This window comes from Natrarchaeobius chitinivorans (assembly GCF_003841505.1).
Classification (GTDB): Archaea; Halobacteriota; Halobacteria; order Halobacteriales; family Natrialbaceae; genus Natrarchaeobius; species Natrarchaeobius chitinivorans.
Genome location: NZ_REGA01000006.1, coordinates 107,041 through 130,845, shown reverse-complemented (window position 1 = coordinate 130,845; position 23,805 = coordinate 107,041). Strand labels below are relative to the sequence as shown.

The window sequence follows — 23,805 nt, the reverse complement described above, 5'->3', positions numbered from 1 at the left end:
TACTATCGACAATGACGACGTTCCAGACCATCGACGACCTCGAGTCGGCCCAGCGGCTGCTCGTTCGTATCGACGTCAACGCCCCCGTCGAGGACGGGGTCGTCCAGGACAACCGGCGGTTCGCGCGCCACGCCGAAACGATCGCCGAACTGCTCGAGGACGGCCACGCCGTCGCCGTCCTCGCCCACCAGGGGCGGCCGGGCCGGGACACGTTCGTTACCCTCGAGGGTCACGCGGAGGTCCTCGCCGACCACCTCGGTCGCGAGGTCGAGTACGTCCCCGACACCTACGGCGACGAGGCCCTCGCGGCCGTCCGCGACCTCGAGTCGGGTGACGTCCTCGTCCTCGAGAACACCCGGATGTGCGAGGAGGAGTTGCCCGAAGCGGACCCGGAGGTCAAAGCTGAGACGGAGTTCGTACGGACCCTCGCGCCCGAGTTCGACGCCTACGTCAACGACGCCTACTCGGCCGCCCACCGATCCCACGCCTCGCTCGTCGGCTTCCCGCTCGTCATGGACGCCTACGCCGGCCGCGTGATGGAGACGGAGTACACCGCGAACTCCGCGATTCGAGAGCGCGAGTTCGACGGCACCGTCACGATGGTACTCGGCGGGACCAAAGCGGAGGACCTCATCCCCGTCATCGAGCGCGTGGACGACACCGTCGATCGGTTCTGCCTCGGCGGCATCGTCGGGGAGCTCTTCTTGCGGGCGGACGGCCACGACGTCGGCTACGACGTCGACGGGACGGCGTTTTTCGACCACCAGTGGGACGACCACCGGGAGACGATCGAACGCGTTCTCTCGGAGTACGGCGACCGGCTGTTACTGGCCGAGGACCTCTCCTACGAGGACGAGTCGGGAGAGCGTGCCGAAATCGCCGTCGAGGAGATCGAGAAGGACACCTCCTACCTCGACGTCGGCTCCGACACCGCCGACCGGTACGCGGACCTCGTCCGCGAGTCGGAAGCGGTCTTCGTCAAGGGCGCACTCGGCGTCTTCGAGGACGAGCGCTTCGCGACCGGCACCGTCGAAGTCCTCTCGGCGATCGCCGACACCGACTGTTTCTCGGTCGTCGGCGGCGGCGACACGGCCCGCGCGGTCGGCATGTACGGCCTCGAGGAAAGCGACTTCTCCCACGTCTCCGTCGCCGGCGGCGCGTACGTCCGCGCGCTCACCGGCGAGGAGCTGATCGGCGTCGACGTCCTCGAGCGGGCGGCCTGATCGCGAAGACGCCGCCTGTCCTCGAACCCGACGGAGCGCCGTCGGCCGACCAAATCGGGAGCGATCGCTCCACCCGATAGCAAGACCTTTCGGTCGGTCTCACGGAAGAGCACGCATGACCGAACTCCGTTCCGCCGCCGAGACGGCCGTCCAGCAGTGTCTCGCACTCGAGGAAGGCGACTCCTGCGTCGTCGTCACCGACGACGAGCGCGAGCCGATCGGCGAAGCGCTCTACGAGGTCGCACGCGAAATCACGAGCGACGTCTCGATCGTCCGCTACCCGCCGGGCGAGCAACACGGCGCGGAGCCGCCGGCCCCGGTCGCGGCGGCCTTCGGCGGTGCAGATGCCTTCCTCGCGCCGACGACGAAGAGCCTGAGTCACACCCGAGCGCGGTCGGACGCCACCGACGCCGGGGCGCGCGGGGCCACCCTTCCGGGGATCACCGAGGAGGTGTTCGTCACCGGCCTCGACGCCGACTACGACCGAATTCGCGAGGAGTGTGAACGCACCCTCGAGCGCGTCGGAGACGCCGAGGAGGTGCGGGTCACCACCGACCGGGGCACCGATATCACGTTCACGATCGGCGACCGGGAGTGGCACGACGACACCGGCGACGTGAGCGAGTCGGGATCGTTCTCGAACCTGCCGGCCGGCGAGGTGTTCGTCAGCCCCGAGTCGGCCGACGGACGCTACGTCGTCGACGGCACGATGCGTCCCCACGGCCTGCTCGAGGCGGGCCAGGAACTCGAGTTCGTCGTCGAGGACGGCTACGTCACCGAAATATCGGACGACGAGATCCGAGCGCAGGTCGAAGAAGCGGCCGAAGAGGCGGGCGACGCGGCGTACAACCTCGCGGAACTCGGTATCGGGACGAACGTCGGCGTCACCGACCTCGTGGGCTCGGTGTTGCTCGACGAGAAAGCCGCCGGGACGGTTCACATCGCCATCGGCGACAACGCGGGAATCGGCGGCGAGACCGACGCACCGATTCACTCGGACGGTATCCTCCGCGATCCGACGGTCATCGTCGACGGCGAGGAACTCGAGTTGCCGTCGGCCTGACCGACGGACTCGAGTCCACCGACCACCGTCGGTGACGGTTTCAATCTCCTTTTACGGGCGTGGCGTCTACGACGCAGTATGACTGACATTCCGGACCGCGTCCCGACCACCTGCCCGTCGTGCTCGCCGGACCTCGAGACGGTCCACGAGGTGCTGACGACGAGCGAGGGTGGCGGGACGGTCACCGTCCGCTGTAGCGAGTGTGGCCACGTCCACAAGGTCCAGCCCGAAAGCGAACCCGAGGTGACCCTCGACGTCGTCGTCTCCCAGGAGGGGGAGTCGTTCACCGCGAACGTCACCGTCCCGGCCGAAGAGGAACTCGAGGTCGGCGACGAGTTCATCCTCGAGACCGACGAGGTGCTCTCGACGGTTCGTGTCACCAGCCTCGAACTCGGCGAACAACGTCGCAGGGAGGAAGCCGACGCCGAGGACGTCGAGACCGTCTGGAGCCGCGAGGTCGACAACGTCGCGGTCAACGTCACCGTCCACCCGCAGGACGGCTCGAGAGACGACAGTCGCTCGATTACCGTCTACGTCCCCGGCGACTACGAGTTCGAGGTCGGCGCGGTCGAGAGCTTCGGCGACGACGAGTTCGAAATCGACGCCGTCGTCGTCCGCGACGACGCCTCCGGCTATCGGCGGGACCGGTTCGATGTCGAGGGCGACGTCGCCTTCGCCAAGGACCTCAAACGCGTCTACGCCTACGACGAAACGACGAGCGCCTGGTCGGCCTGGTAGTCACCTGGTCGGCCTGGTAATCTTTTGTCTCGAGCGTGTACACTCGAGCATGTTCGACCGGTTCGGCACCGACGACGACGGCGACTACGAGAGCGCTCGCGAGCGGATGGCTCAGACCGTCGCGTCACACGTCGACGACGACCGCGTCGTGGCCGCTCTCGAATCCGTCCCGCGCCACGCGTTCGTTCCGTCCGACCGGCGGGCCAGCGCCTACGACGATCGGCCGCTACCGATCGGCGACGGACAGACGATCAGCGCGCCGCACATGGTCGCGATCATGGCCGATCGACTCCCCCTCGAGGCCAGCGATCGGGTCCTCGAGATCGGTACCGGCTGTGGCTACCACGCGGCCGTGACGGCCGAACTCGTCGGCCCGGAGAACGTCTACAGCGTCGAGTACAGCGAGGATCTCGCGGAGCGAGCCCGCGAGACGCTCGCCGAGATCGACTACGGCGACGTCTCGGTCCGCGTCGGGGACGGTCGGGACGGCTGGGACGAACACGCTCCCTACGACGCGGCGTACGCCACCTGCGCGGCCGCCGAGTTTCCGGACCCGGTCGTCGAACAGGTCCGACCTGTCGGCGAACTGCTCGCGCCGATCGGAACCGGCCGTCAGACGCTGGTGAAAGCCACGAAGCGAGCGGACGGCACCCTCGAGCGTAGCGACCACGGCGGCGTCAGGTTCGTCCAGATGCGTGGCTGACGACGACGTTCACGAGCGATACTCACGCGGACGCGAGTAGCATCCTCGAGCGGCGTCCCCGTCGGGCGAAATCGGGCAGGTTCGAGCAAGCGCGCCATTCATATCCGCCGAGCGGATACCCCGAGTATGGACCCTGCGGTGTTGCGAGCGGATATGGTCGACGGCCTCGAGTCCCCGCCCAGAGACGTCCTCTCCGACGACGCCGTCGCCACCGCCATGTGTACGGTCCCCCGCCACGAGTTCGTCGGCGACGAGCGGACGGCGTACGCCGACCGCGACCACGACGTCCTCGGGACTCGCGCCCTCGCTCCGAGCACGGTCGCCCGGCTGTTCCAGCCCCTGGAACTCGGAGACGGCGACGACGTGTTGATCGTCGGTGCGGGCGTCGGCTACACCGCCGCGCTCGCCGCCGAACTCGCCGGCGAGTGTAACGTTCATGCCGTCGATATCGCCCGCCCGCTCGTCTTCGAAGCCAGAGAGAACCTCGCCGAGGCCGGCTACGAGGGCGTCCTCGTCGACTGTCGAAACGGTGCCGACGGACTGCCGGAGTACGCGCCGTTCGACCGCATCTTGCTCGAGGCCGCCGCGGTCAGCCCGCCGTCCGCGCTGCTCGAGCAGCTGAACGACGGTGGCAAACTCGTCTATCCCAGGGGGGCAAAGCGCCAGTACCTCGAATCGGTGTCGACCGACGGAAAACGGGATCGCTTCGGTGCGGTCTCGTTCGACCCGGTGCTGGTCGACGGCGAACAGCCGGGAGCCGTCGAACGCAACCGAATGGCTCGCGAGGATCGCGAACACGCCCGCCGGAACGCCCAGTCACGACGCGGCTGGGAGCGGGAGTGGATCGAGTGGGAGACGTCTCTGAAGAGGTAGTGTACGGAAAGTGGGGGTGGGGGATTGGGGGTGGCGACAGTCTAACGCAGATCGCCAATCATTCGTACTGCCCGACGGGGATTAAATATGGCTTCTATCTGTTTAGAGTGTTCCTCAATCCAAGTCTAATTAATTAGAATCAGTGTCGAACACCAGTTCCACGAGTCCGCGCTCGGCCGCCCGAAGGTGATAGTGATACGTCGGCGGCGATATCTCGAGCGTTTCGGCGAGGTCCTCGCCGGTGCTCTCGCGGGGCCACTCGAAGAACCCGCTGTAGTGTGCCGCCTGGAGCGCTTCGAACTGTTTGCCGGTTACTCGGTCCTCGAGACGCGCGTCGAGTCGGCCGACGGTCCCGGTACTGGTCGTCTCCCGGCGGGCGACCAGTTTCGTCTCCGGGTGGACGTCCCTGATGGACTCGATCAGCGACCGGGCCTCGACCTGCTGTGGCAGTTCGAGAACGACCGTCGAGACGCCGTCCTCGGCGGTCACGTCGCGAACGTGGACGTCGTACGTGCGCAACACGTCCAGAAACGGCGAGGACCCGATCGTCACCTCGTACAGGCACTCGTCGTCCCCGTCGGAGACGACGGACGTCGTCTCGATCGACGCCTGCTCCTCGAGATCGGTCACCGCCGCCGACGACGGAGCGCCGACGAACGCCACCACGTTATCGCCTCTGTCGATCAGTCCCTCGAGCGTGATCGACGCTCCGGTGGCCGTCGAGAGTCGGTTGAACAGAAATCGCGAGTCCCGACACTCGAGTTCGATCTCGAGGCGGCTGTCGGTGAGCATCGCTCGCGTCCGTTCGACGGTGCCGATCGCGTGGCCGATCGTCTCTCCCAGTTCGGCGAACACCTCGCGTTCGCCCTCGCCGATCGAATCCACGCCACTGACGTGGACGAGCAACACCCCGTATCGCCGTTCGTCGTCGACGAGCGGGACCGCCAGAACCGTCTGATAGCCGTAGGTCAGCGCCTCCGTCCGCCGGCGATCCCAGCCGTCGGCCTCCAGGACGTCCTGGACGATCCGTACGTCCTCGGTCTCGAGCGTCTCACGGATCAGCGACGTCTCCGGTGCCCGCTCACCGTCGGCCCGGATCTGATCGACGTACGTCGCGTCGACCCCGGCCCACTCCGACGGCTCGGGCGGTTCGTCCTCGGTCGTGGCGACCCAGGCGAATCGGTACCGCTCCGTATCGGCGAGTCGGTCACAGACCGTTCGTTCGATCTCGACTCTGGTCGAAGCCCGGGTGACGCCGTGGTTGATCTCGCGAATGATCTCGTTGATGTGGTTCAGGCGAGTCAGTTCCTCGTTTTGCTGGGCGAGCGTTCTGTCGTGTTCTCGAACGAGTTCTTCGCGCTCTGCGCGATCCAGTGCGGCCTCGGTGTTCGCCGCCAGGATGTGCAACAGCTCCGTCATCGTCTCGTCGAACCCGTCACCGTCTTCGGTTCCGGCGACCAACACGCCGTGTGAGCCAAGCGGCACGATCAACTCGCTCCGACAGAGCGAGGCCGTCGCGATGCCGTCAGCGTGTGTCAGATCGTCGTAGTAGACGGTTTCACCGGCCGAGAACGCGTTCCAGACGTTGCCCTCTCCGCGTTCGAACGTCGACGTCGAATCGACGAGTTTCCGCGCTGAGCCGGACGACGACGCGTGCTCGAGTACGCCGTCAGTGGGGTCGAAGACGTACGTCGTTGCGACGGCCACGTCGAGAATGTCCGCGGCGTTGTCGACCGTCTCCCGGTAGATTTCGGCTTTCGTTCCGGCGCGCATCAGGTTCCGGGTCGTCTCGTGTAACGTCGCGAGCGTCCGCTCGTACCGTCGCTTGTTCTCCCGGAGTGCGACCTCCGTCCGATACTGTGAGACGGCGTTCGTAATCTGATTCGCGAGCAGCGCGTACTGTTCGTTTCCGGTCCCCTTCTGGAGGTACTGGGTCACGCCGGCGGCGATCGCCTCGCTCGCGACCTCTTCTGACCCCCTCCCGGTAAAGAGAATAAACGGTAACTCCGGATCCTTCGAACGAATCCGCTCGAGCAGTTCGATCCCGCTTTGCTCGGGCATTTCGTAGTCGCTGACGATGCAGTCTATCTCCCGGTCGTCGAACGTCTCGAGTGCCTCTGGGGCGCTCGTCGCCGGCTCCGCGACGATCGCGTCGTGTTCGCGCTCGAGCATCTCGCCGGCGAGTTCCGCGAACCCGGGTTCGTTGTCGACGACGAGGGTAGTGATCGGTTGTGACATGAGTTCGGTGAATCGATCGTCTCCGTGCTGGCGTCCTGATAGCTCCGACTCCTTAGACGTACTAAAGAATTAGTGGTTGATGTCGTTTGGACCTAAATGATTACACCGTGAGCCCGATTTCGTCTCGACCCTGGTCGGCATCGCGGAGCGAATCGGATCGGAACTGGTCGCACTCGCCGTCGATTGAAGATAGTCGATGCCGTCGAACGGGTGGACGGATTTGGGTCGCTCTGGGCCAGTCCGTATCTGGTTTCCGGATCCAGCGCAGCCGTTCGTGACCGGTCGAAATCGATCGATCAGCGGTTCACTCACGGCAGATAGTGACGACTGCACCGAGTGATACGGTTTGCTGTACGTCGTTACCGGAGCGACCGGGCGCCGTCCCGCGGTCGCTCCGATGAACAGTTACAGCAATCCGTATGAATCACCCATTGTCGCTACGTCTAGCGATCAGGAGTGTAAATCGTTTCAGCTGTTACTATATCGGTGCCGAGAGTGAAGATCTAAACGACCCCCACATATAATTATGAGGAACCCACTCGTCTGAGTGATCGGTCAATGACGAGCGCAGCACAGTCGATGACGTTTTTCATGCTGATCTGTGCCGTGCCGATCGCCGGAGTCGCGGTTTACGCGTTTCGAAAGCGAGCGGAGCCGGGGGCTCGAGGGTTCGCGCTGTGTGAACTCGGAATGGCCGGCTGGTCGATCCAGCTGGCGTTGATCACGTGGCCGACACAGGTCATGCCGGTGTTCGTGAACACGACGATTCGACACCTGTTCCAGTTGCTCGTCATCTTTGGCTGGCCGTTGCTCGTCTGGGAATATACCAGACGGGACCGGGTATCGCTGAAGCGATCGTCGATCCTCGCACTGTTGATCATCCCCGCTGTGACCGTCGTACTGACCGCGACGAACCCGTGGCACCACCTGGTGCTCACAGCGGAGACGCCGGCGAATCCGGCCGGTATCAGCGAACTCGTCCTCGGGCCGTGGTACATCGTCCACATCGGGTTCGCGGTGGCGATGGTGATGGTCCCCGCCGGACTCCTCGCACAGGACCTCCGCTCGGCCGTCGGGGATCACCGCAACCAGCTATTGTTGCTCCTCGGCGGGTGGGCCATCGGCTTTCCGGGCGCGCTCAACACGCACCTGTTCAGAAACGTCGAGGCGATTCCGCCGTACGTCGACCTGACGCCCCTGCTGTTTCTCGTCACGACCGTCCTCTGGGGGCTCGCGCTGTTTCGCTACCAGCTGTTCGCGCTCGCGCCGGTCAGCCGGCGGAAAGCCGTCGAGACGATGCCCGACGCGTTGCTCTCCGTCGACACCGAGGGAACCATCGTCGACGTCAATCCGGCGGCCAGAACGCTGTTCGACGTCGACGGCGACCCGATCGGCGACGACCTCGAGTCGGTCTGCAGCGAGTATCCGAGGGTTCTCGAGCAGTACGAACGGGGTCACACGAGCGGAACGGAGATCGCAATCGGGGCGAACGAGCGCACGAGACACTTCTCGATGGACGTCCGGCCGATCGAGCAGGGTGGGGCCGACACCGGGTCGCTGCTGGTGTTGCGCGACATCACCGAACTCAAAGAGCGAGAACAGGAACTCGACTTGCTCAAGCAGGTGCTCTCTCGGGTGTTTCGTCACAACATCAGAAACGAGTTGACGATCCTCCGCGGGCACGCGGAGATGATCCAGCACCAGGCGGACGACGGCGACGTCGACGACCACGTCGGCGAAATCGTGGCGAACACCGATCGTATCCTGCGACACAGCGAGAAAGCGAAAGAACTCGAGGCGATAATCGACGTCGACAGAACCCTCGAGTCCGTCCGGATCGAGTCGCTCGTCCGCCGGCACGCACAGCCGTACGCTACCGGCCACCGATCCGTCGACATCGACACCGACGTCCCGTCGGAGCTTACGGCCGTCGCCCACCCGAGTATCGGCAGAGCGCTCGACGAACTCGTCCAGAACGCGATCGTCCACCACGAAAACGGGGCGGAGTCGGTCCGGGTCGTCATCCGGGCGCGATCGACGAACGGTTCGGTCGAACTCGTCGTCGCGGACAACGGCCCCGGAACAGACCCGTACGAGATCGAAACGCTTCACGCCGGCGAGGAGACCGACCTCAAACACGGGTCGGGAATCGGCCTCTGGATGGTCGACCTCATCGTCCGGAAATCCGGCGGTTCGCTGACGATCGACGACGACCCCGACCTCGGCGGAACGCGGACTCGCATCGAGCTTCCGACGGAAGGTGCGGTCAGTCGCGGGACGGGTCCGGCTCCGGACTCGTGACGAACTCGAGTAGCTCGTCGGGATCGGCGTCAAGTCCCTGTCGGGCGAAGAAACTCGCGACGTTCTCGCAGTCTCGCTCGAGGAAGTCCCGGCTGTTAGGGTGGTGGACGGTAACGGCCTGGCCGACGTCGATGATCACGAGCTGGCCCTCGTCGAAGACGACGTTGTACTCGCTCAAGTCGCCGTGGACGATTCCGGCGGCGTAGAGCCGGCGCATGTACTCGCGCATGACCCCGTAGGCGGTCTCGGGGTTCTCGATGTGGACCTCGCCGAGCCGTCGCGCGCGGCCCTCCTCGTTGCCGATGTACTCCATCACGAGAACGTTGCGCTCGGCGGCGATCGGCTCCGGAACGCGGACGCCGGCCTTTCTCGCACGATCGAGGTTCGCCAGTTCCTTTTTCGTCCAGGCGAGCACGACGTCTTTTTTCTTCCCGCCTAACCCCTCGAACCGGGGGTCGCCCTCGAGGTAGTCACGCATCTGCCGGAAGTTCGAGGCGTTGATCCGGTAGACCTTGACGGCGACCTCGCGGTCGTCGCCGAGCGCGTGGTAGACGTTCGCCTCCTTGCCCGTCGAGAGGGGGCCACCGAAGGCCTCGACGTAGCCGTCCTGAACCAGTTTGTACAGCGCGGCGAACGTCGCGTCGTCGAACACCGACTGCTCGACTTTGAACTGGTCGGCGTCTTTGATGCGCTCTTCGAACTGCTCGAACTCGCGGTCGCGCTTGCGGGCGATCCGGTCGGCTTCCGTATCCGAGACGTCGATCTCCTCCCACTCGTCGCCCGGGGTTTCGACCTCCTCGAGATCGACCAGCCCGTACTCGGCTTCCTGTCCCATCTACTCGTCGCTACGTGGTGGGTGCGGGTAAAGACTGGGTATCGCCCGGTTCGCCCCCGGCGAGGCGTCGGGATCGGTCCAAGCGGAGTACGCACTCGAGCGGAACGGACTTTTGCCGCCGCCCGTCGTACCATCCGTATGGACCGACTGGACGACCGACGGTCGACGGCGGGGGAGTCGCGATGACGAGCTACGACGTGACCCTCGAGTGGCCCGACGGCCGAACCGATTCCGTCGCGGTCGACCCACGGGAGACGGTCCTCGACGTGGCCCTGCGCGAGGGGATCCGGTTGCCCGCCGACTGCCGGAAGGGGACCTGTACGACGTGCGTGGGTCGAGTGGTCGCAGTCGAGGAGGACGCTCCCGACGAGCCCGAGGCGAACGAACCGGTCGACGCAGCCGAAGCGTTCGACTACCGTCGCCAGCCCCGGGCGCTCACGGCCGCCGAACGGGCGGACGGCTACGTGCTTCTGTGTATCGCGGTCCCTCGAGCCGACTGTCGGGTCGCGGTCGGGCCGATGATCCGCGCTGAAGTCGGCGACAGTCCGTGGGGGTAGCGCTCGCGTCGGCGAACGGGGACAGTGCTCGCGTCGGCGAACGACGGTAACGTTAACGGGGTCACGGCGTAACCCTCGAGCAACGAATGTCTCTCGCCGACGAGGACGCCGAGGAAAACCCGTACCTCCGAGATCCGCAAACGGAGTTCGAATCCGCCGACCAGCTTTCCGAAGCGGAGGCCATAGAGCAGGTCGAACTGCTCCGCGAGGCGGTCCGCGAACACGACCGCCGGTACTACGTCGAGAACGACCCGATAATCGCCGACCGAACGTACGACGCGCTGTTCGCTCGGCTGCAGGAACTCGAAGCGACCTTCGACCTCACGCATCCGGACAGCCCCACCCGAAGCGTCGGCGGCGAGCCCCTCGAGGAGTTCGAGACGGTCGAACACGTCGCGCCATTGCTGTCGATCGACCAGAGCGGCGACGCCGACGACGTTCGCGAGTTCGACGAGCGCGTCCGTCGCGAGTTGCGCGCCGGCGGGGACGCGAACGAACGTGGCGACGGGCACGCAGACGACCTCGAGTACGTCTGTGAGCCTAAATTCGACGGCGTCTCGATGGAGTTCGTCTACGAGGACGGCAGCCTCGAGCGGGCGGTCACCCGCGGTGACGGCCGCGAGGGCGACGACGTCACCCGAAACGCCCGGACGATCGGCTCCGTTCCCCAGCGTCTCCACGGCGACTATCCCGACTTTCTCGCGGTCCGCGGCGAGGTCTACATGCCCAAAGACGACTTCCAGGCACACAACCGCGAGCGGATCGAACGCGGCGAGGAGCCGTTCGCCAACCCCCGGAACGCGACCGCAGGGACGATCCGCCAGCTCGATCCAACCGTCGTCGCCGACCGTCCGCTCGAGGTCTTCTTCTTCGACGTACTGGAAGCCAGCGACCTCGAGGAGAGCCACCGCGCGGAACTCGAGCGCTTCCCCGAGTGGGGACTGCGCGTCAACGACCGGGTGGAGGTTGCCGACGGCGCGGACGACCGATCACCCATCGAGGAGGCGATCGACTACCGCGACCGGCTGCTCGAGGCCCGCGACGACCTGAACTACGAGATCGACGGCGTCGTGATCAAAGTCGACGACCGCGAGGCCCGCGAGCAACTGGGTCGAACCGCCAGACACGACCGCTACGCGTTCGCCTACAAGTTCCCCGCCCGCGCGGAGGTGACGCCGATCGTCGACGTCGCGGTCCAGATCGGCCGCACGGGTCGGGTGACGCCGGTCGCCTTGCTCGAGCCGGTCGACGTCGGCGGCGTCACCGTCTCGCGGGCGAGCCTGCACAATCCCGAAGAGATCGCCGAGAAGAACGTCGACGTCGGCGACACGGTCCGCGTCCAGCGAGCCGGCGACGTCATTCCCTACGTCGAGGAGGTCGTCGAGAAGGGGGCGGAGAACGAACCCGGGAGCCACTACGAACTTCCCGACAGCTGCCCGGTCTGTGAGAGCGCGATCGAACGCGACGGGCCGATGGCGTTCTGTACGGGCGGGCTGGCCTGTGACGCTCAGCTTCGCCGATCGATCGAGTACTACGCGAGCGACGACGGTCTCGACCTCGAGGGGTTAGGCGAGAAGACCGTCCGCCAGCTCGTCGACGAGGGATTGCTCGGCTCCATCGCGGACCTCTACGAACTCGAGCGCGCGGATCTCGTCGAACTCGAGGGCTGGGGCGAGACGAGTGCCGAGAACCTGCTCGCCGAAGTCGATTCGGCTCGCGAACCGCCGCTTCCCGACTTCGTCTCGGCGCTCGGTGTCCCTCACGTCGGTCCGGCGACGGCCCGCGAACTCGCCCGCGAATTCGGGACCTTCGAGGACGTTCGGGAGGCTGCCGAGTGCGACCCCGAACGGCTCGAGGGCGTCGACGACGTGGGCGAGACGGTCGCCGAGACGATCCACGACTTTTTCGCGAGCGAGTCCAACGCCGACGCGGTCGACGACGTGCTCGCACACGTTTCACCACGGGAAGCCGACGTCGAGGACGGCGGCGACGAACTCGAGGGACAGACGTTCGTCTTCACGGGCTCGCTCGAGGGCGTTACCCGCAGTGAGGCCCAAGAGACCGTCGAAGCCCACGGTGGCAACGCGACCTCGAGCGTCTCGGGCAACACGGACTACCTCGTCGTCGGCGAGAATCCCGGCCAAACGAAACGCGACGACGCCGAGGCCAACGACGTCCCGATCGTCGACGAGGCGGAGTTTCGGGAGCTACTCGCCGAGCGCGGGATCGGCCTCGAGTAGTAACGACTTGTGATCGGTTTCCTCCCGCTTGCCGACAGAGTGAGGCGGACTGTAGTGAGAGTCGTTGGCGGTAAGAGTAAGCCGTCTGTGGTCCCATCGGGACCGGGTTTTGACGACATCAAGAATTGTGGTCGATCCACGTACAGAATTCGTCGAACTCGTTTGCACCCGCGCTCTTGGCGATGTTTCTGAGGGTCCCCGTTCGAAGTTCGTCGTGTAACGGAACTGTAACTCGCCTCCTGTCGTCATCGTTGGTCGGATGTTCGTAGTACAACTGAGCGTGATCTCCGGATGTTCGACGCCACTCGAACCCGCCAGCGTTGACCAGAACCTTCACAACCTCGCGACCGGAAAACGATCGGCGAGCCATCCTACTCGAGGACGTCCGGCGGTTCGCTTTCACCGGTCGTGTTCTCCGCGGGTTCGATCTCCAGTCCGCGGAGTTCCTCGTCGGTCGGCGCTCTACCGCTCCCGTCTCGGTGGAGTGTGACTGCGTCATCGAGATTTTTTAGTGCAGCCGTTCGAGTCGGTCCCTGACTCGTGACACCCGTTTCCACGTCCGTCGCGATCCACCAATCGCCCTCACGCCACAGATGGATCTCGTCCTCGTGACTGGCTCCATCGCTCGCCGAACTGGCCATTCTACTCGTACGTTGGGTGACGAATCGCATAAACGTTCGGCTCCCCGTCCAAGATTAGGTCCAATCGAACAGAACAGGTGGCGAGACAGAGGTATGGGCCTCTGTCCGTCGATGGCGTGGGAGGGGGACGGTTGCGGTCCGGCCGGTCCATCGGGACACCGATTTGAACGCGAATCGCTACCAAACGGCGTCAGCGAAGACGCCTGCAGCCACAACGTGTGTAGGGACCAGCCTTACGCGTCGGACCTACTAACAGCTAGACGAGTCCCCATGACCGAGTACACACTCGACGAGCCGGTGAACATCCTGCTCGTCGAAGACAATCCGGGCGATGTTCGCCTCACGCAGGAAGCGTTCAAATCGACGGACAGCGAGATCGAGTTTCACACCGTTACCGACGGGGCGAAGGCGACGGAATGCGTTCACGTCCACCAGGACAGTGAGTCGAGCACCGACATCGACATCATCCTGCTGGATCTGAACCTGCCCCGCGTCGACGGCTTCTCGTTCCTCGAGACGCTCAAAAACGAACTCGACTACCCGCCACCGCCGGTGCTCGTCCTCTCGAGTTCGGAGAGCGAGTCCGACATCGTCGAGAGTTACGAACAGGCCGCAAACGCCTACCTCACCAAACCCAAAAGCCCCGAGGAGTTCGATTCGATGGCACAGGCGATCGAAGACTTCTGGATCGAGTCGGCGCGACATCCGCCGGCACCGACGGAGACGACCGGGTAAACAGCCTCGAGCGCGGTGGCCAGAGATCTTTTAGAGGTCCGTCCGGTCGAACCGAATGATCGCGATCGCCATCGGGACGACGATCCAGAACAGCAACACCACGAGCGCGAACCAGTCGGTCAGGTAGAACGGAACGGTGTCGAACATCGCCTCGAGGGCGGCGACGGTCTGGTCGTCCATCTCCGCAACGGACGTTGCAAGCGAGAGGACCGTCGCGTAGGCCGTTCCGGGGTCGAGACTCTGGAAGAAGAGGACGACCTGGGCCATCGTCTCGTTGTCCGGGAGATAGTCGAAGATCATCAGCAGATAGATCGCCGTAACGATGGTATCCCAGATGATGTAAAACAGGACGAAGATCCCGAAGATCGCCGCGCCGGCGATCGTCGTCGACCGGGTCATCGACGACGCCGCGATCGCGAGGCTCGTGTAGGCGACCCCATAGAGGATCGACACCACGAGCAAGCCGAGGTAATCGCCGACGTCGAAACTCCCGATCAACGCGGCGACGACGACGGCCGCGAGCGCGAAGCCGACGGTCAGCGAGACGGCGAGGACGGCGGATCGGCCGATGAGCTTGCCGATGAGGACGTCCGTTCGCGAGTGAGGCAAGGAGAGCAGGATTTTGATGCTGCCGGATTCGCGTTCGCCGGCGACCGACTTCCAGCCGAGTATCAACGCGATCAACGGGATCACGAGTTGCGTAAGACCCCTTACCTGATCGATGAGGACGACCGTGGTCGCGCCTTCCGCCGCGATGAGATCGCCCTCGAAATAAGAGATGATGCCCGTGGACGCGACGAGAAGCGTGAAAAAGAAGATGCTCAGCCCCCAGAACACCCACGAGCGAAACGAGTCCTGAAAGTCCTTTTTCGCGATCGCACGGATGCTCTCGAGGTTGATCGAACTCGAGGGCGAACCCGACGCGGTGGTCGTTCCGGTTTCGGTGCTCATCGGGCCGTCACCTCCCGATCCGCCGTGTACGACTGGAAGACGTCGTCGAGCGAGGCTTCGGTCGTCGAGAAGTCCTCGACCTCGATACCCCGTTCTTCCAGTTCGCCCAGCACGGCCGTCTTCGAGCCGTCGACCTGGACGACTATCCGGGGCGGGTTCTCGCCCTCGACGACGGCGTCGGAGACGTCGGGGAGCGAACGGACCGCGTGGAGGGCGTCGTCCTCGATCCGATCGACGGTGATCCGGAGGCTCTCTCCGTCCGTGACGGAGTCGCGAAGTCCCTCTACGGAGTCGATTGCGACCATCTCGCCGTCGCGGAGAATGCCGACGCGGTCACAGACCGCCTCGACTTGCTCCATGATGTGACTCGAAAAGAAGACGGTCGCTCCTCGCTCGTTTTCCTGCGTGACGATCCGGCGCATTTCGCGTGCGCCGTTCGGATCGAGACCCGTCGATGGCTCGTCCAGAATCAGCAGGTCGGGTTCGCCCACGAGCGCCATCGCGAGCATCAACCGCTGGGACATCCCTTTGGAGTAGCCGCCGGCCTTCGTATCGATGGCGTCGAGCAGGCCGACGCGCTTGAGGAGCGCTTCCGGATCGTCCCTGGTATTTTTCGACTCGATCGCGAACTCGAGGTGCTCGCGAGCGGTGAGCCGATCGTAGGGTTCGACGCCTTCCGGGAGGACGCCGGTCCGGGCGCGAATGTCGCGGCTGTGCGTCTGGGCGTCCATTCCCAATACCTCGACGTGGCCGGCCGTCGGCCGGATGAAATCGAGGAGCAGGTTGATCGTCGTCGACTTCCCGGCCCCGTTCGGACCGAGGAATCCGAACACTTCGCCCTCCTGGACCTCGAAAGAGAGCTCCGAGAGCGCGAGGGTCTGACCGTACGATTTGGTCAGGCTGTCGACTGTGATAGCGGGCATGGCTGTGAGCACACGCCGTTTCCCGATAAGGTTTGTCACTCGCGATCGATAATATACGGAGAGAAATGGGAGGAAAGAACGACGTGCGGAGTGAAACGGGGGCAGGGACGATGTGCGGGGGCAGGACGATGTGCGGGGGAACCGGGAGGAAAGAACGGTGTGGGGGGAACTGGGAGGAAAGAACGGTGTGGGGGGAACTGGGAGGAAAGAACGGGTCGTCTAGATCGGATCGTCCGGATCGAACTGGGTTTCGGTTCGATTCGCCTCGGTGGCATACCGCTCCCGACGGTCCTCGTCTCGAACCGCCTCGAGGTCGTCCTCGGGAACCTCGACGGCCGCGGTAACCGGCGAGCCGTTTCGAAGCGACGCCGTCGATCGTTCCCGGTGGAGATACCGCGATCCGTCGGCGGTCGCGTAGACGATCGTCACGACGTTTCGATCGCCGAACTCGCGTTCGACGAGCCAGCACTGTTCCGTCGATCCGGACGAACTGCTATCGTTCATGGCCGGGTGTAGGAGGGCTGGCCCCGAGAATGTCACGCTCGTTCCGAGTTCGAAAGCGTCACGCGGAGATGGGTGACCACACACGAACTGTCCGAGAATATGTGAACCAAACATTCAATTACCGAGACGACTCACTGTGTGCTATGTCCACTTCCGTTGGTACAGCACTGATAACCGAAAGCTCGGAGGAGAATCCGGGTGAACGGGCAGCGACGGAGGCACTGGCACAACTTTCGGGGGAACGGGTGGACTTCTGCCAGGTCTTCTGTCCCGTCGAATACGACTTCGATCGGGTTCTGTCGGGGGTCCGGCGCGTCGTCGGCCCCGACACGAAAGTGATCGGCTGCTCGGCGAACGGCTCGTTTACGGAGGATGCCGTCGGAAACGGCGTCGCGGTCGGACTCGTCTCGAGCGAGACGCTCTCGTTTTACACCGGTCTGGGGACCGGCCTTCGGGAGAACGCCGCTCGAGCGGTCCGGGAGGCCGTCGGCGATCTGCCCGAGCGAGTCGACGAACACCCCTACGCGGCGGCGATCACCTTACACGACGGGCTCAGCGGCGTCGGGGAGAAACTGGCCCTGATCTGCCAGCAGAAACTCGGGCCCGAAGTGTCCATCGCGGGCGGCTCCGCGGCCGACGATCACCGCCTCGAGGCGACGTACGTCTTTCACGACGGCGACGTCGTCGAAGACGGCATCGTCTTGGCGTTGATCGGAGCGGAGAACCGCCCGGTCGTCTCGGTCGCACACGGTCACGAGCCGCTCTCGGAGCCGGTCGAGGTGACGCGTGCGGACGGACCGACCGTCTACGAACTCGACGGCGAGCCGGCGTTCGAGGTCTGGAAGGACGCCGTTCGCGAAACCGTCCGCGAGGAGTTCGACGTCGACATCGACGAACTCGACGCGAATTCGACGCTCCTCCAGGAGATCCTCTGTGAGTTCGAGTTCGGTATCAACCAGGGCGATCAGTACAAGATGCGCTGGCCCTGGATCGAAGACGAGGCGGGGGCGATGCAGTTTACCGTCGACATTCCGGAGGGAACGTTCCTGCGGGTGATGCACGGACGGCCCGACGACCAGATCGAATCCGCCGGCGAGACGATCCGGCGAGCGCTCGAGGACGCGGGCGACGTTCCCATGGCCGGCGGCTTCATTTACGACTGTGCGTGTCGCGGAATCGTGCTCGGAGACGAGTTCGAAACCGCGGTCGAAGAGATGGCGGGTGAACTCTCCGGGCCGTTCGTCGGATTCGAAACGTACGGCGAAGTCTGTATGGGTCCGGGACAGTTCAGCGGCTATCACAACACGACGACCGTCGCCCTCCTGCTCCCCGAGTGATGGATCACGACGAACTCGTCTCGACGTTCGGCCAGACGGTCGGCGTCGAAAAAGCGCGCTCGCTGGTCGACGATGCCCTCGAGGACCTCGGGATCGATCGGGCGGAGACGTACTCGAGTCACGAGGTCGCCGACATCTGCGAGACGATCCGTCGGAACACCGACGGCTACCTCGAGATCGTCGCGAGCGAGATACGGGTGCGCGAGAAAGCCCAGCGCCGGTTCGACGCCCTGCTCGAGGAGATCTCCGACCCCGTGGTGACGGTGTCGTTTAACCAATCGTCGCCGGTCGTCACCGCGATCAATCCGGCGTTCGAGGAGACGTTCGGCTACGGAACGGAGGTGATCGGGGAGTCGCTACCGGAGTTGATCGTGCCCGAACGGGCGCGAGCCGATCCGATCGATCTCTGGTTCCGATCGGACGAGAACGGAACGGAGATCGATCGACTAACCGCGGACGGCGAACGGCGGACGTTCATCTTCCAGTCGGTCGTCGTCTCGAGTTTCGACGGCGAGATCGAGGGCTATGGAATCTACACGGACATCACCGAGCGCAAGCGCCGCGAACGGACACTCGAGCGCCAGAACGAACAGCTCGAGCGATTCGTCAGCGTCGTTTCACACGACCTTCGAAACCCTCTGACCGTCGCCCAGGGAAACGCCGAACTCGCCGCCGAACTCAGTTCGGATCCGGAGGTCGGCGAGCGCCTCGAGGGCGTCATCGCCGCACAGGAACGGATGGGGACTCTCATCGACGATCTGCTGACGCTGGCCAGCCAGGGGAAGATCGTCGACGACCCCTGTCCAGTCCGACTCGAGGCCGTCGTCTCGAGGAGCTGGCAGTACGTCGAAACGTCGGCCGCGGAACTCGAGGTGGACGTTCCCGACGGGTTGCGGATTCAGGCCGACGGCGAACGGCTCTGTCAACTGTTCGAGAACCTGTTTCGGAACGCGATCGAACACGGACGCGCCGACGCTCCGGCGGGCGAACCCGCCGACGTCACCGTTCGGGTCGAATGGGAGGAAGGCGTCCTGTTCGTCGAGGACGACGGTCCCGGTATTCCGCCGGACAAACGAGAGGAGGTCTTCGATCACGGGTACACGACCTCGGCGGAGGGAACCGGGTTCGGCCTCGCGATCGTCGAGGCGATCGTGGACGCCCACGGGTGGGCGATCGACGTCGACGAGGGACGGACCGGCGGTGCGAGATTTGCGATTCGCGGGATCTCCGTCGGCGATCGGTAACTGGCCCGTACGTACTTGTCCGTCGGCGATCGATAACTGGCCCGTACGTACTTGTCCGTCGGCGATCGATCCAGTACCGAATCCATGAACTGGGGCGACCGCGTCGACCGGTTGCTGTACGACGGCGAACGGGTCGAGTGTCGCGTCGAACTGGGAAACGGCGAGTTCGTCGTCACGACACATCGGGTGCTCGCGTTCACCCCTCGCGGCGGCGGCCCGTCCTATCGCCACGCGGATCTGCCGAACGTCGGCGACGTCTCCCTCGAGACCGGCGGGCGGCTCCGCCCGCTCCTGTTTTCGGTCGTCTCGATGGTCCTCGGGACTGGCCTGCTCGCGACGAGCGCGGCCGTCAGCTTCGTCGATCTGGTCGCGCTTCCCGACCTCGAGCCCGACGGGGCACAACCTGCGGCGAACCCGGCCGGAGACGCCGCCAGCGACGTCGTCGGCACCGTCGAGACGGCGCTCGCCCTCGTCGACCTCGCGGTGCTCGCCGTCGGAACCCTCTCGATCGGGATCGGCGTGGCGTTCGCCCTGCTCTACCTTCGGTCGCGTTCACGTCGACTGGTACTCGAGATCCGCGGACAGGACGACATCGAACTGGCCGTCTCGGAGGGCGACGACGCCGGATCGGCCGTCCTTGCACTCGAGGAGGCCCCTCACCTCGGACCGTCGCCCGGTGGGATCGGGACCGGCGGTGGTGGTCTCGGACCCGATGAGAGTATCGACTCGGGGAGCGGCGTCGGTGAGGACGAGTCGATCGGCGGGTTCGACAGCGATCGGGTCGACGACGAGGGCGACGCCGATCGACTCGACTCGGAGCCTGCGGACGCCCGGTTCGAGGGCGACCGCGAGGAGTCAACCTGAAACCCGCCGACGCCCTAGGGCCGCCGATGAACGCAGACGGGGTCCGCGACCGTGCGCGATCGCTGCCGCGCGAGCCCGGCGTCTACCAGTTTCTTGACGGCGACACGACCCTCTACGTCGGAAAGGCCGTCGACATCCGGAGCAGAGTTCGGTCGTACGCCGATCCGCGAAGCGCGCGAATCGGCCGGATGGTCGACCGGGCCGACGACCTCGAGATCGCCGTCACCGACACGGAGACGCAGGCGCTGTTGCTCGAGGCGAACCTGATCAAGCGCCACCAGCCCCGGTACAACGTCCGGCTCAAAGACGACAAGTCCTACCCGATGGTCCAGCTGACCGGCCACGAGGCCCCCCGGATCGAGGTGACTCGCGATCCCGACGGCGAGAGTGGGAAGGGGGCAGGCGGTGGCTCCGGCGCAGCCACCGTCTTCGGGCCGTACACGAACAAGGGGCGAGTCGAGACGGTCGTGAAAGCCCTGCGGGAGACCTACGGCGTGCGGGGCTGTTCCGATCACAAGTACGCGAACCGGGATCGACCCTGCCTCGATTACGAGATGGGGCTCTGTACCGCCCCCTGTACCGGCGAGATCGACCTCGAGAGCTACGGGGAGGACGTCACCGCGGTCGAGCGCTTCCTCGAGGGGGAGACGGGGATCCTGGCCGACCCGCTGCGACGGGAGATGGAGGCCGCCGCGCAGCGTCAGAACTTCGAACGAGCGGCGAACCTGCGGGATCGGCTGGAGACGGTCGAGGCCTTCCACGGCGAGGGCGGCGAAGCCGTTCAGTCGGTCGGTGGCGAGCGGGCCGTCGACGTCCTGGGCGTCACCATCGAGGGCGAGGCGGCGACGGTCGCCCGGCTCCGATCGGAGGACGGCAAACTGGTCGACAGGGAGCGACACGCGCTCGAGGCACCGGGTTCTGGGTCGGTAGGGACACCCGGTTCGGGGGCTGCAGACGCGCCCGGCTCGCAGGCAGCAGAGGGACGCGAATCGGGGACTGCAGACGCACCCGGCTCGCAGCCAGCGGGGGGAGGCGACGGCGAACGCGGCGGCGTTCCCGGGGTCCTCGCGGCGTTTCTCGTCCAGTACTACGCCGAGCGCGAGCTTCCGGACGCGTTGCTCCTGCCGGAGCGCCACGGCGACGAGGAGGTCGCGGCCTGGCTCGAGGCCGAAGGCGTCTCCGTCAGGGTGCCCGGCGCGGGCCGGGAGGCGAAGCTGGTCGAACTCGCCCTGAAAAACGCCCGGCGGAACGTCGGCGGCCGCGACGAGTGCGGCATGCTCGCCGACGCCCTCGAGATCGACGCCGCCCACCGGCTCGAGGGCTTCGACGTGAGCCACGCACAGGGGAAGTCGGCGGTCGGCAGCAACGTGACGTTCGTCGACGGCAGCGCCGAGACCGCCGACTACCGCCGGAAGAAACTGACCGAACAGAACGACGATTACGACAACATGCGGGCGCTACTCGAGTGGCGCGCTCGCCGCGCCGTCGAGGGGCGCGACGACCGGCCGGACCCGGACCTGCTGGTGATCGACGGCGGTGAGGGCCAGCTCGAGGCCGCCAGGGACGCGCTCGCGGACGTCGGCTGGGACGTGCCGGCGGTCGCGCTCGCGAAGGCCGAAGAGCGCGTGATCACCCCCCGACGCGAGTTCGACTGGCCCGACGACGCCCCCCACCTGCACCTCCTCCAGCGCGTTCGCGACGAGGCCCACCGCTTTGCGGTGCAGTACCACCGGACGGTCCGCGACGAGGTGAAGACGGTCCTCGACGACGTGCCAGGCATCGGCCCCGAGACGCGAAAGCGACTGCTCGGACGCTTCGGCAGCGTCGAGAACGTCCGCGAGGCGACCGTCGAGGACCTCACGAGCGTCCCCGGCGTCGGGGAGAAAACCGCCGAGACGATCCACTCGAGGCTGTGACGCGCCGGTCGTCTCGTGAGAAAATATCCGTGATCGAATGCCCGAACGTTCCAACGGTGCGACGCCGCGACAACCGTCAGCGCCCGCTCGTCCGTACCCCCGGCGCGTGCTGGCTCGCGCCGAGCGATCGCGAGGCGCGAGTCGACGCCGCGCGAGGGGGGAGCGACCGCAGGGAGCGACCCGGCTGGGGAGGACGAGGCTACTCCCCGTGTTTCGTGCGAGCAGAGCGCTCGAGCGAACGACGTCTCGACGCCTCGAGCCAATACTTCGAATTTCAAAGTAACGTAGAAGCGTCTCTCTCGGCCCCTCGCTATCTGGTTCGTGCGATTTCATAAGACGACGGATGCGTGAAGCCACAACTGAGCCTCTCGAGCCAATACTTCGACTTTCGAAGTAATGGAGACTAGCGCTTCTACAGCCGATCTTTCTCGAGAAATCCCCACTCGAGTATCTTCGAGTCCTCGGAAAACCCGCCGGCCGTGATCGAGAACTCGAGTCTTCAGTCCGACATCACCAACAATTATTCAAGCTGCCATCGGAAATTATAATAGCCATTACGCAGAATTCTACGATGGAAGTCAGTTCCAACGAGCCGCGGGGGCGTGCGCTGAAACGCCCCGGGTGCAGGAACACCCGAAGCTGGCTTCCAAGCTCATCCGGCTTCGAAAGCCATGTTTGCATTCCTGCTCGCGAGATATAAACGTCTCGCACGACGAGCGTACCGTTCACGACCGAAAAGCGACCGCCAGCCGGCCGAACCGCCGTCTCGAGCGCCCGCGCTCACGTGGACCCGGGTCCCGCTCGAGCCGCCGGAACCCCGTCGATCGCGGACGAATCGAACGGCCGATCGGAGGTCCCGATGACGGGCTGTTTCTGGGCGGACGACCCCTTCGAATCCGTCGATCCTGGCGGGCCCGACGAAGACGGCCCGACGCGGTGTCCGCGCTGTAACACGCCGATCGCCATGGTCTCGAGCATCGGCCCGACGACCCACGTCGCCACTCCCTGTGGCTGTCGGGTCCCCGGCGACGTCCTCGAGCGCGACGGCGACGGAACGTAGCGGACCACTGTCGGTTTTTCCGACGGCCGGCGCTGGGAGTGCCGACTGGCAGCGGTACTCGAGCAGTCGACTATTCATAGGGATTAGCAGGGCAATTCATAGTTTTACTTCAGTTCTCTCTACAGACTGATAGATATGCGGTGATGAATACACAGCGCGAATGTGGCACAGATTGAGGGCGATCTTTGAGAGGTGTGGTTGATCAGTGGAGGTCGTAGATGTCACGCCGTAGATTCAATCTTCCTGCCATCTGCCAGAACCGACGCGCTGAAGACAGCGATTGCGCGTCCTGTCCAGTGAAACAATTATCTCCTCTTCCAGCGTGCTACAAATTGCCATGATAGATGAATTAGTGGTTAAATCGTTCGAGTCACCTGATGAGACAATGACTCTCGAGAATGCGAAAGGTGAATGTGTACAATTGGGAGAGCGGAAGTTCTGGTTGGCAACGGCAGAACCGGGATGGAAGTTCTCCAGAGATAACGGTCCCGATATGGGAACGGAGTGGTGCCCGTCTCCACACCGCCTGTACATGCTCTCTGGACAGATGACTGTTGAAATGGAAAACGGGACCCGGAAAACAATCGAGAAAGGCGATGTCGCCTTGCTTCCACCTGGACACGATGCATGGGTGGAAGGTGACAAACAGGTTGTGTGGTTCGAGGAAGAACTTGACGAATAATCTCTCCTACGAACCCTCCTGTGTCTACGTGCGTTGAATGTTGTAGAACTTATCTACTGTGATTGGCAGAACCATCGATGGTCATTACGCAGATCCACTGATCGGCTGCTTCAGCGTGATTATATTGGAACAAACGGAGTCCGTTTGCTGCATCCATCCTCGATATTCATCACACCG

22 protein-coding genes are annotated in these 23,805 nt (G+C 64.7%); 15 read left to right on the top strand and 7 right to left on the bottom strand.

The features are described 5' to 3' along the window. The first annotated feature begins 11 nt into the window (after window positions 1–11). From EA473_RS09305 to EA473_RS09285, 5 genes are all read left to right on the top strand, one after another. The gene (locus tag EA473_RS09305) at window positions 12–1,223 is read left to right on the top strand and encodes a phosphoglycerate kinase (protein WP_124195389.1); all 1,212 of its coding nucleotides are present in this window, start codon (window positions 12–14) and stop codon (window positions 1,221–1,223) included. 115 nt (window positions 1,224–1,338) lie between these two features. Continuing rightward, window positions 1,339–2,286: an aminopeptidase gene (locus EA473_RS09300; protein WP_124195388.1), complete on the top strand. Its 948-nt coding sequence runs from the start codon at window positions 1,339–1,341 to the stop codon at window positions 2,284–2,286. 78 nt (window positions 2,287–2,364) lie between these two features. Beyond that, entirely contained in the window at window positions 2,365–3,024 is a 660-nt protein-coding gene (locus tag EA473_RS09295; RefSeq protein ID WP_124195387.1) for an HVO_0476 family zinc finger protein, read from the top strand. Between the two features lie 49 nt (window positions 3,025–3,073). Beyond that, window positions 3,074–3,727 carry a protein-L-isoaspartate(D-aspartate) O-methyltransferase gene (locus EA473_RS09290; RefSeq protein ID WP_124195386.1) on the top strand — a complete coding sequence of 218 codons (654 nt, stop codon included), beginning with the start codon at window positions 3,074–3,076 and terminating at the stop codon, window positions 3,725–3,727. Window positions 3,728–3,853: 126 nt separating this feature from the next. Next, the gene (locus tag EA473_RS09285) at window positions 3,854–4,600 is read left to right on the top strand and encodes a protein-L-isoaspartate O-methyltransferase family protein (RefSeq protein WP_124195385.1); all 747 of its coding nucleotides are present in this window, start codon (window positions 3,854–3,856) and stop codon (window positions 4,598–4,600) included. Window positions 4,601–4,729: 129 nt separating this feature from the next. On the opposite strand, the gene EA473_RS09280 is transcribed toward EA473_RS09285, so the two are convergent. Beyond that, window positions 4,730–6,838, bottom strand: coding sequence for a bacterio-opsin activator domain-containing protein (locus EA473_RS09280; RefSeq protein WP_124195384.1), 2,109 nt, complete (start codon window positions 6,836–6,838; stop codon window positions 4,730–4,732). Between the two features lie 558 nt (window positions 6,839–7,396). Here EA473_RS09280 and EA473_RS09275 point away from each other — a divergent pair. Beyond that, complete coding sequence (locus tag EA473_RS09275) at window positions 7,397–9,139, top strand: histidine kinase N-terminal 7TM domain-containing protein (RefSeq protein WP_124195383.1); 1,743 nt, start codon at window positions 7,397–7,399, stop codon at window positions 9,137–9,139. Here the strand turns inward: EA473_RS09275 and rio1 are convergent. Beyond that, the gene (gene rio1, locus EA473_RS09270; RefSeq protein ID WP_124195382.1) at window positions 9,105–9,974 is read right to left on the bottom strand and encodes a serine/threonine-protein kinase Rio1; all 870 of its coding nucleotides are present in this window, start codon (window positions 9,972–9,974) and stop codon (window positions 9,105–9,107) included. The two genes, EA473_RS09275 and rio1, sit on opposite strands and share 35 nt — an antisense overlap. A gap of 182 nt (window positions 9,975–10,156) precedes the next feature. Between rio1 and EA473_RS09265 the strand changes: the two genes are divergently transcribed. Further along, window positions 10,157–10,531, top strand: a complete 375-nt coding sequence (locus EA473_RS09265; RefSeq protein WP_124195381.1) for a 2Fe-2S iron-sulfur cluster-binding protein — start codon at window positions 10,157–10,159, stop codon at window positions 10,529–10,531. 86 nt (window positions 10,532–10,617) lie between these two features. Beyond that, window positions 10,618–12,771, top strand: coding sequence for an NAD-dependent DNA ligase LigA (gene ligA / locus EA473_RS09260; protein ID WP_124195380.1), 2,154 nt, complete (start codon window positions 10,618–10,620; stop codon window positions 12,769–12,771). A 118-nt stretch (window positions 12,772–12,889) separates the two neighbouring features. Here ligA and EA473_RS09255 read toward each other — a convergent pair whose 3' ends face one another. Both EA473_RS09255 and EA473_RS09250 read right to left on the bottom strand, forming a co-directional pair. Continuing rightward, entirely contained in the window at window positions 12,890–13,141 is a 252-nt protein-coding gene (locus EA473_RS09255) for a type II toxin-antitoxin system HicA family toxin (protein WP_124195379.1), read from the bottom strand. 1 nt (window position 13,142) lies between these two features. Next, complete coding sequence (locus tag EA473_RS09250) at window positions 13,143–13,412, bottom strand: type II toxin-antitoxin system HicB family antitoxin (protein ID WP_124195378.1); 270 nt, start codon at window positions 13,410–13,412, stop codon at window positions 13,143–13,145. Between the two features lie 270 nt (window positions 13,413–13,682). Between EA473_RS09250 and EA473_RS09245 the strand changes: the two genes are divergently transcribed. Beyond that, a complete protein-coding gene (locus EA473_RS09245; RefSeq protein ID WP_165875241.1) occupies window positions 13,683–14,147 on the top strand; it encodes a response regulator in 465 nt (154 codons plus the stop codon). 30 nt (window positions 14,148–14,177) lie between these two features. Here EA473_RS09245 and EA473_RS09240 read toward each other — a convergent pair whose 3' ends face one another. From EA473_RS09240 to EA473_RS09230, 3 genes are all read right to left on the bottom strand, one after another. Further along, a complete protein-coding gene (locus tag EA473_RS09240; protein ID WP_124195377.1) occupies window positions 14,178–15,098 on the bottom strand; it encodes an ABC transporter permease in 921 nt (306 codons plus the stop codon). Next, window positions 15,095–16,021 carry an ABC transporter ATP-binding protein gene (locus tag EA473_RS09235; protein ID WP_124195376.1) on the bottom strand — a complete coding sequence of 309 codons (927 nt, stop codon included), beginning with the start codon at window positions 16,019–16,021 and terminating at the stop codon, window positions 15,095–15,097. The genes EA473_RS09240 and EA473_RS09235 overlap by 4 nt, the downstream gene beginning before the upstream one ends. A 219-nt stretch (window positions 16,022–16,240) precedes the next feature. Beyond that, window positions 16,241–16,525 carry a hypothetical protein gene (locus EA473_RS09230; RefSeq protein ID WP_124195375.1) on the bottom strand — a complete coding sequence of 95 codons (285 nt, stop codon included), beginning with the start codon at window positions 16,523–16,525 and terminating at the stop codon, window positions 16,241–16,243. A 143-nt stretch (window positions 16,526–16,668) separates the two neighbouring features. Between EA473_RS09230 and EA473_RS09225 the strand changes: the two genes are divergently transcribed. From EA473_RS09225 to EA473_RS09200, 6 genes are all read left to right on the top strand, one after another. Next, a complete protein-coding gene (locus tag EA473_RS09225) occupies window positions 16,669–17,862 on the top strand; it encodes an FIST signal transduction protein (RefSeq protein WP_124195374.1) in 1,194 nt (397 codons plus the stop codon). After that, on the top strand, window positions 17,862–19,106 hold the full coding sequence (locus EA473_RS09220) for a two-component system sensor histidine kinase NtrB (protein ID WP_124195373.1): 1,245 nt from the start codon (window positions 17,862–17,864) through the stop codon (window positions 19,104–19,106). The genes EA473_RS09225 and EA473_RS09220 overlap by 1 nt, the downstream gene beginning before the upstream one ends. Before the next feature lie 84 nt (window positions 19,107–19,190). Further along, window positions 19,191–19,970, top strand: coding sequence for a hypothetical protein (locus EA473_RS09215; protein WP_124195372.1), 780 nt, complete (start codon window positions 19,191–19,193; stop codon window positions 19,968–19,970). Between the two features lie 26 nt (window positions 19,971–19,996). Then, window positions 19,997–21,886 (top strand): excinuclease ABC subunit C, encoded by a 1,890-nt coding sequence (locus EA473_RS09210; protein ID WP_124195371.1) that lies wholly within the window; start codon window positions 19,997–19,999, stop codon window positions 21,884–21,886. A 784-nt stretch (window positions 21,887–22,670) separates the two neighbouring features. Then, the gene (locus EA473_RS09205) at window positions 22,671–22,946 is read left to right on the top strand and encodes a hypothetical protein (protein WP_243645220.1); all 276 of its coding nucleotides are present in this window, start codon (window positions 22,671–22,673) and stop codon (window positions 22,944–22,946) included. Window positions 22,947–23,283: 337 nt separating this feature from the next. Continuing rightward, entirely contained in the window at window positions 23,284–23,628 is a 345-nt protein-coding gene (locus EA473_RS09200; protein ID WP_124195370.1) for a cupin domain-containing protein, read from the top strand. The last annotated feature ends 177 nt before the right edge of the window (window positions 23,629–23,805 follow it).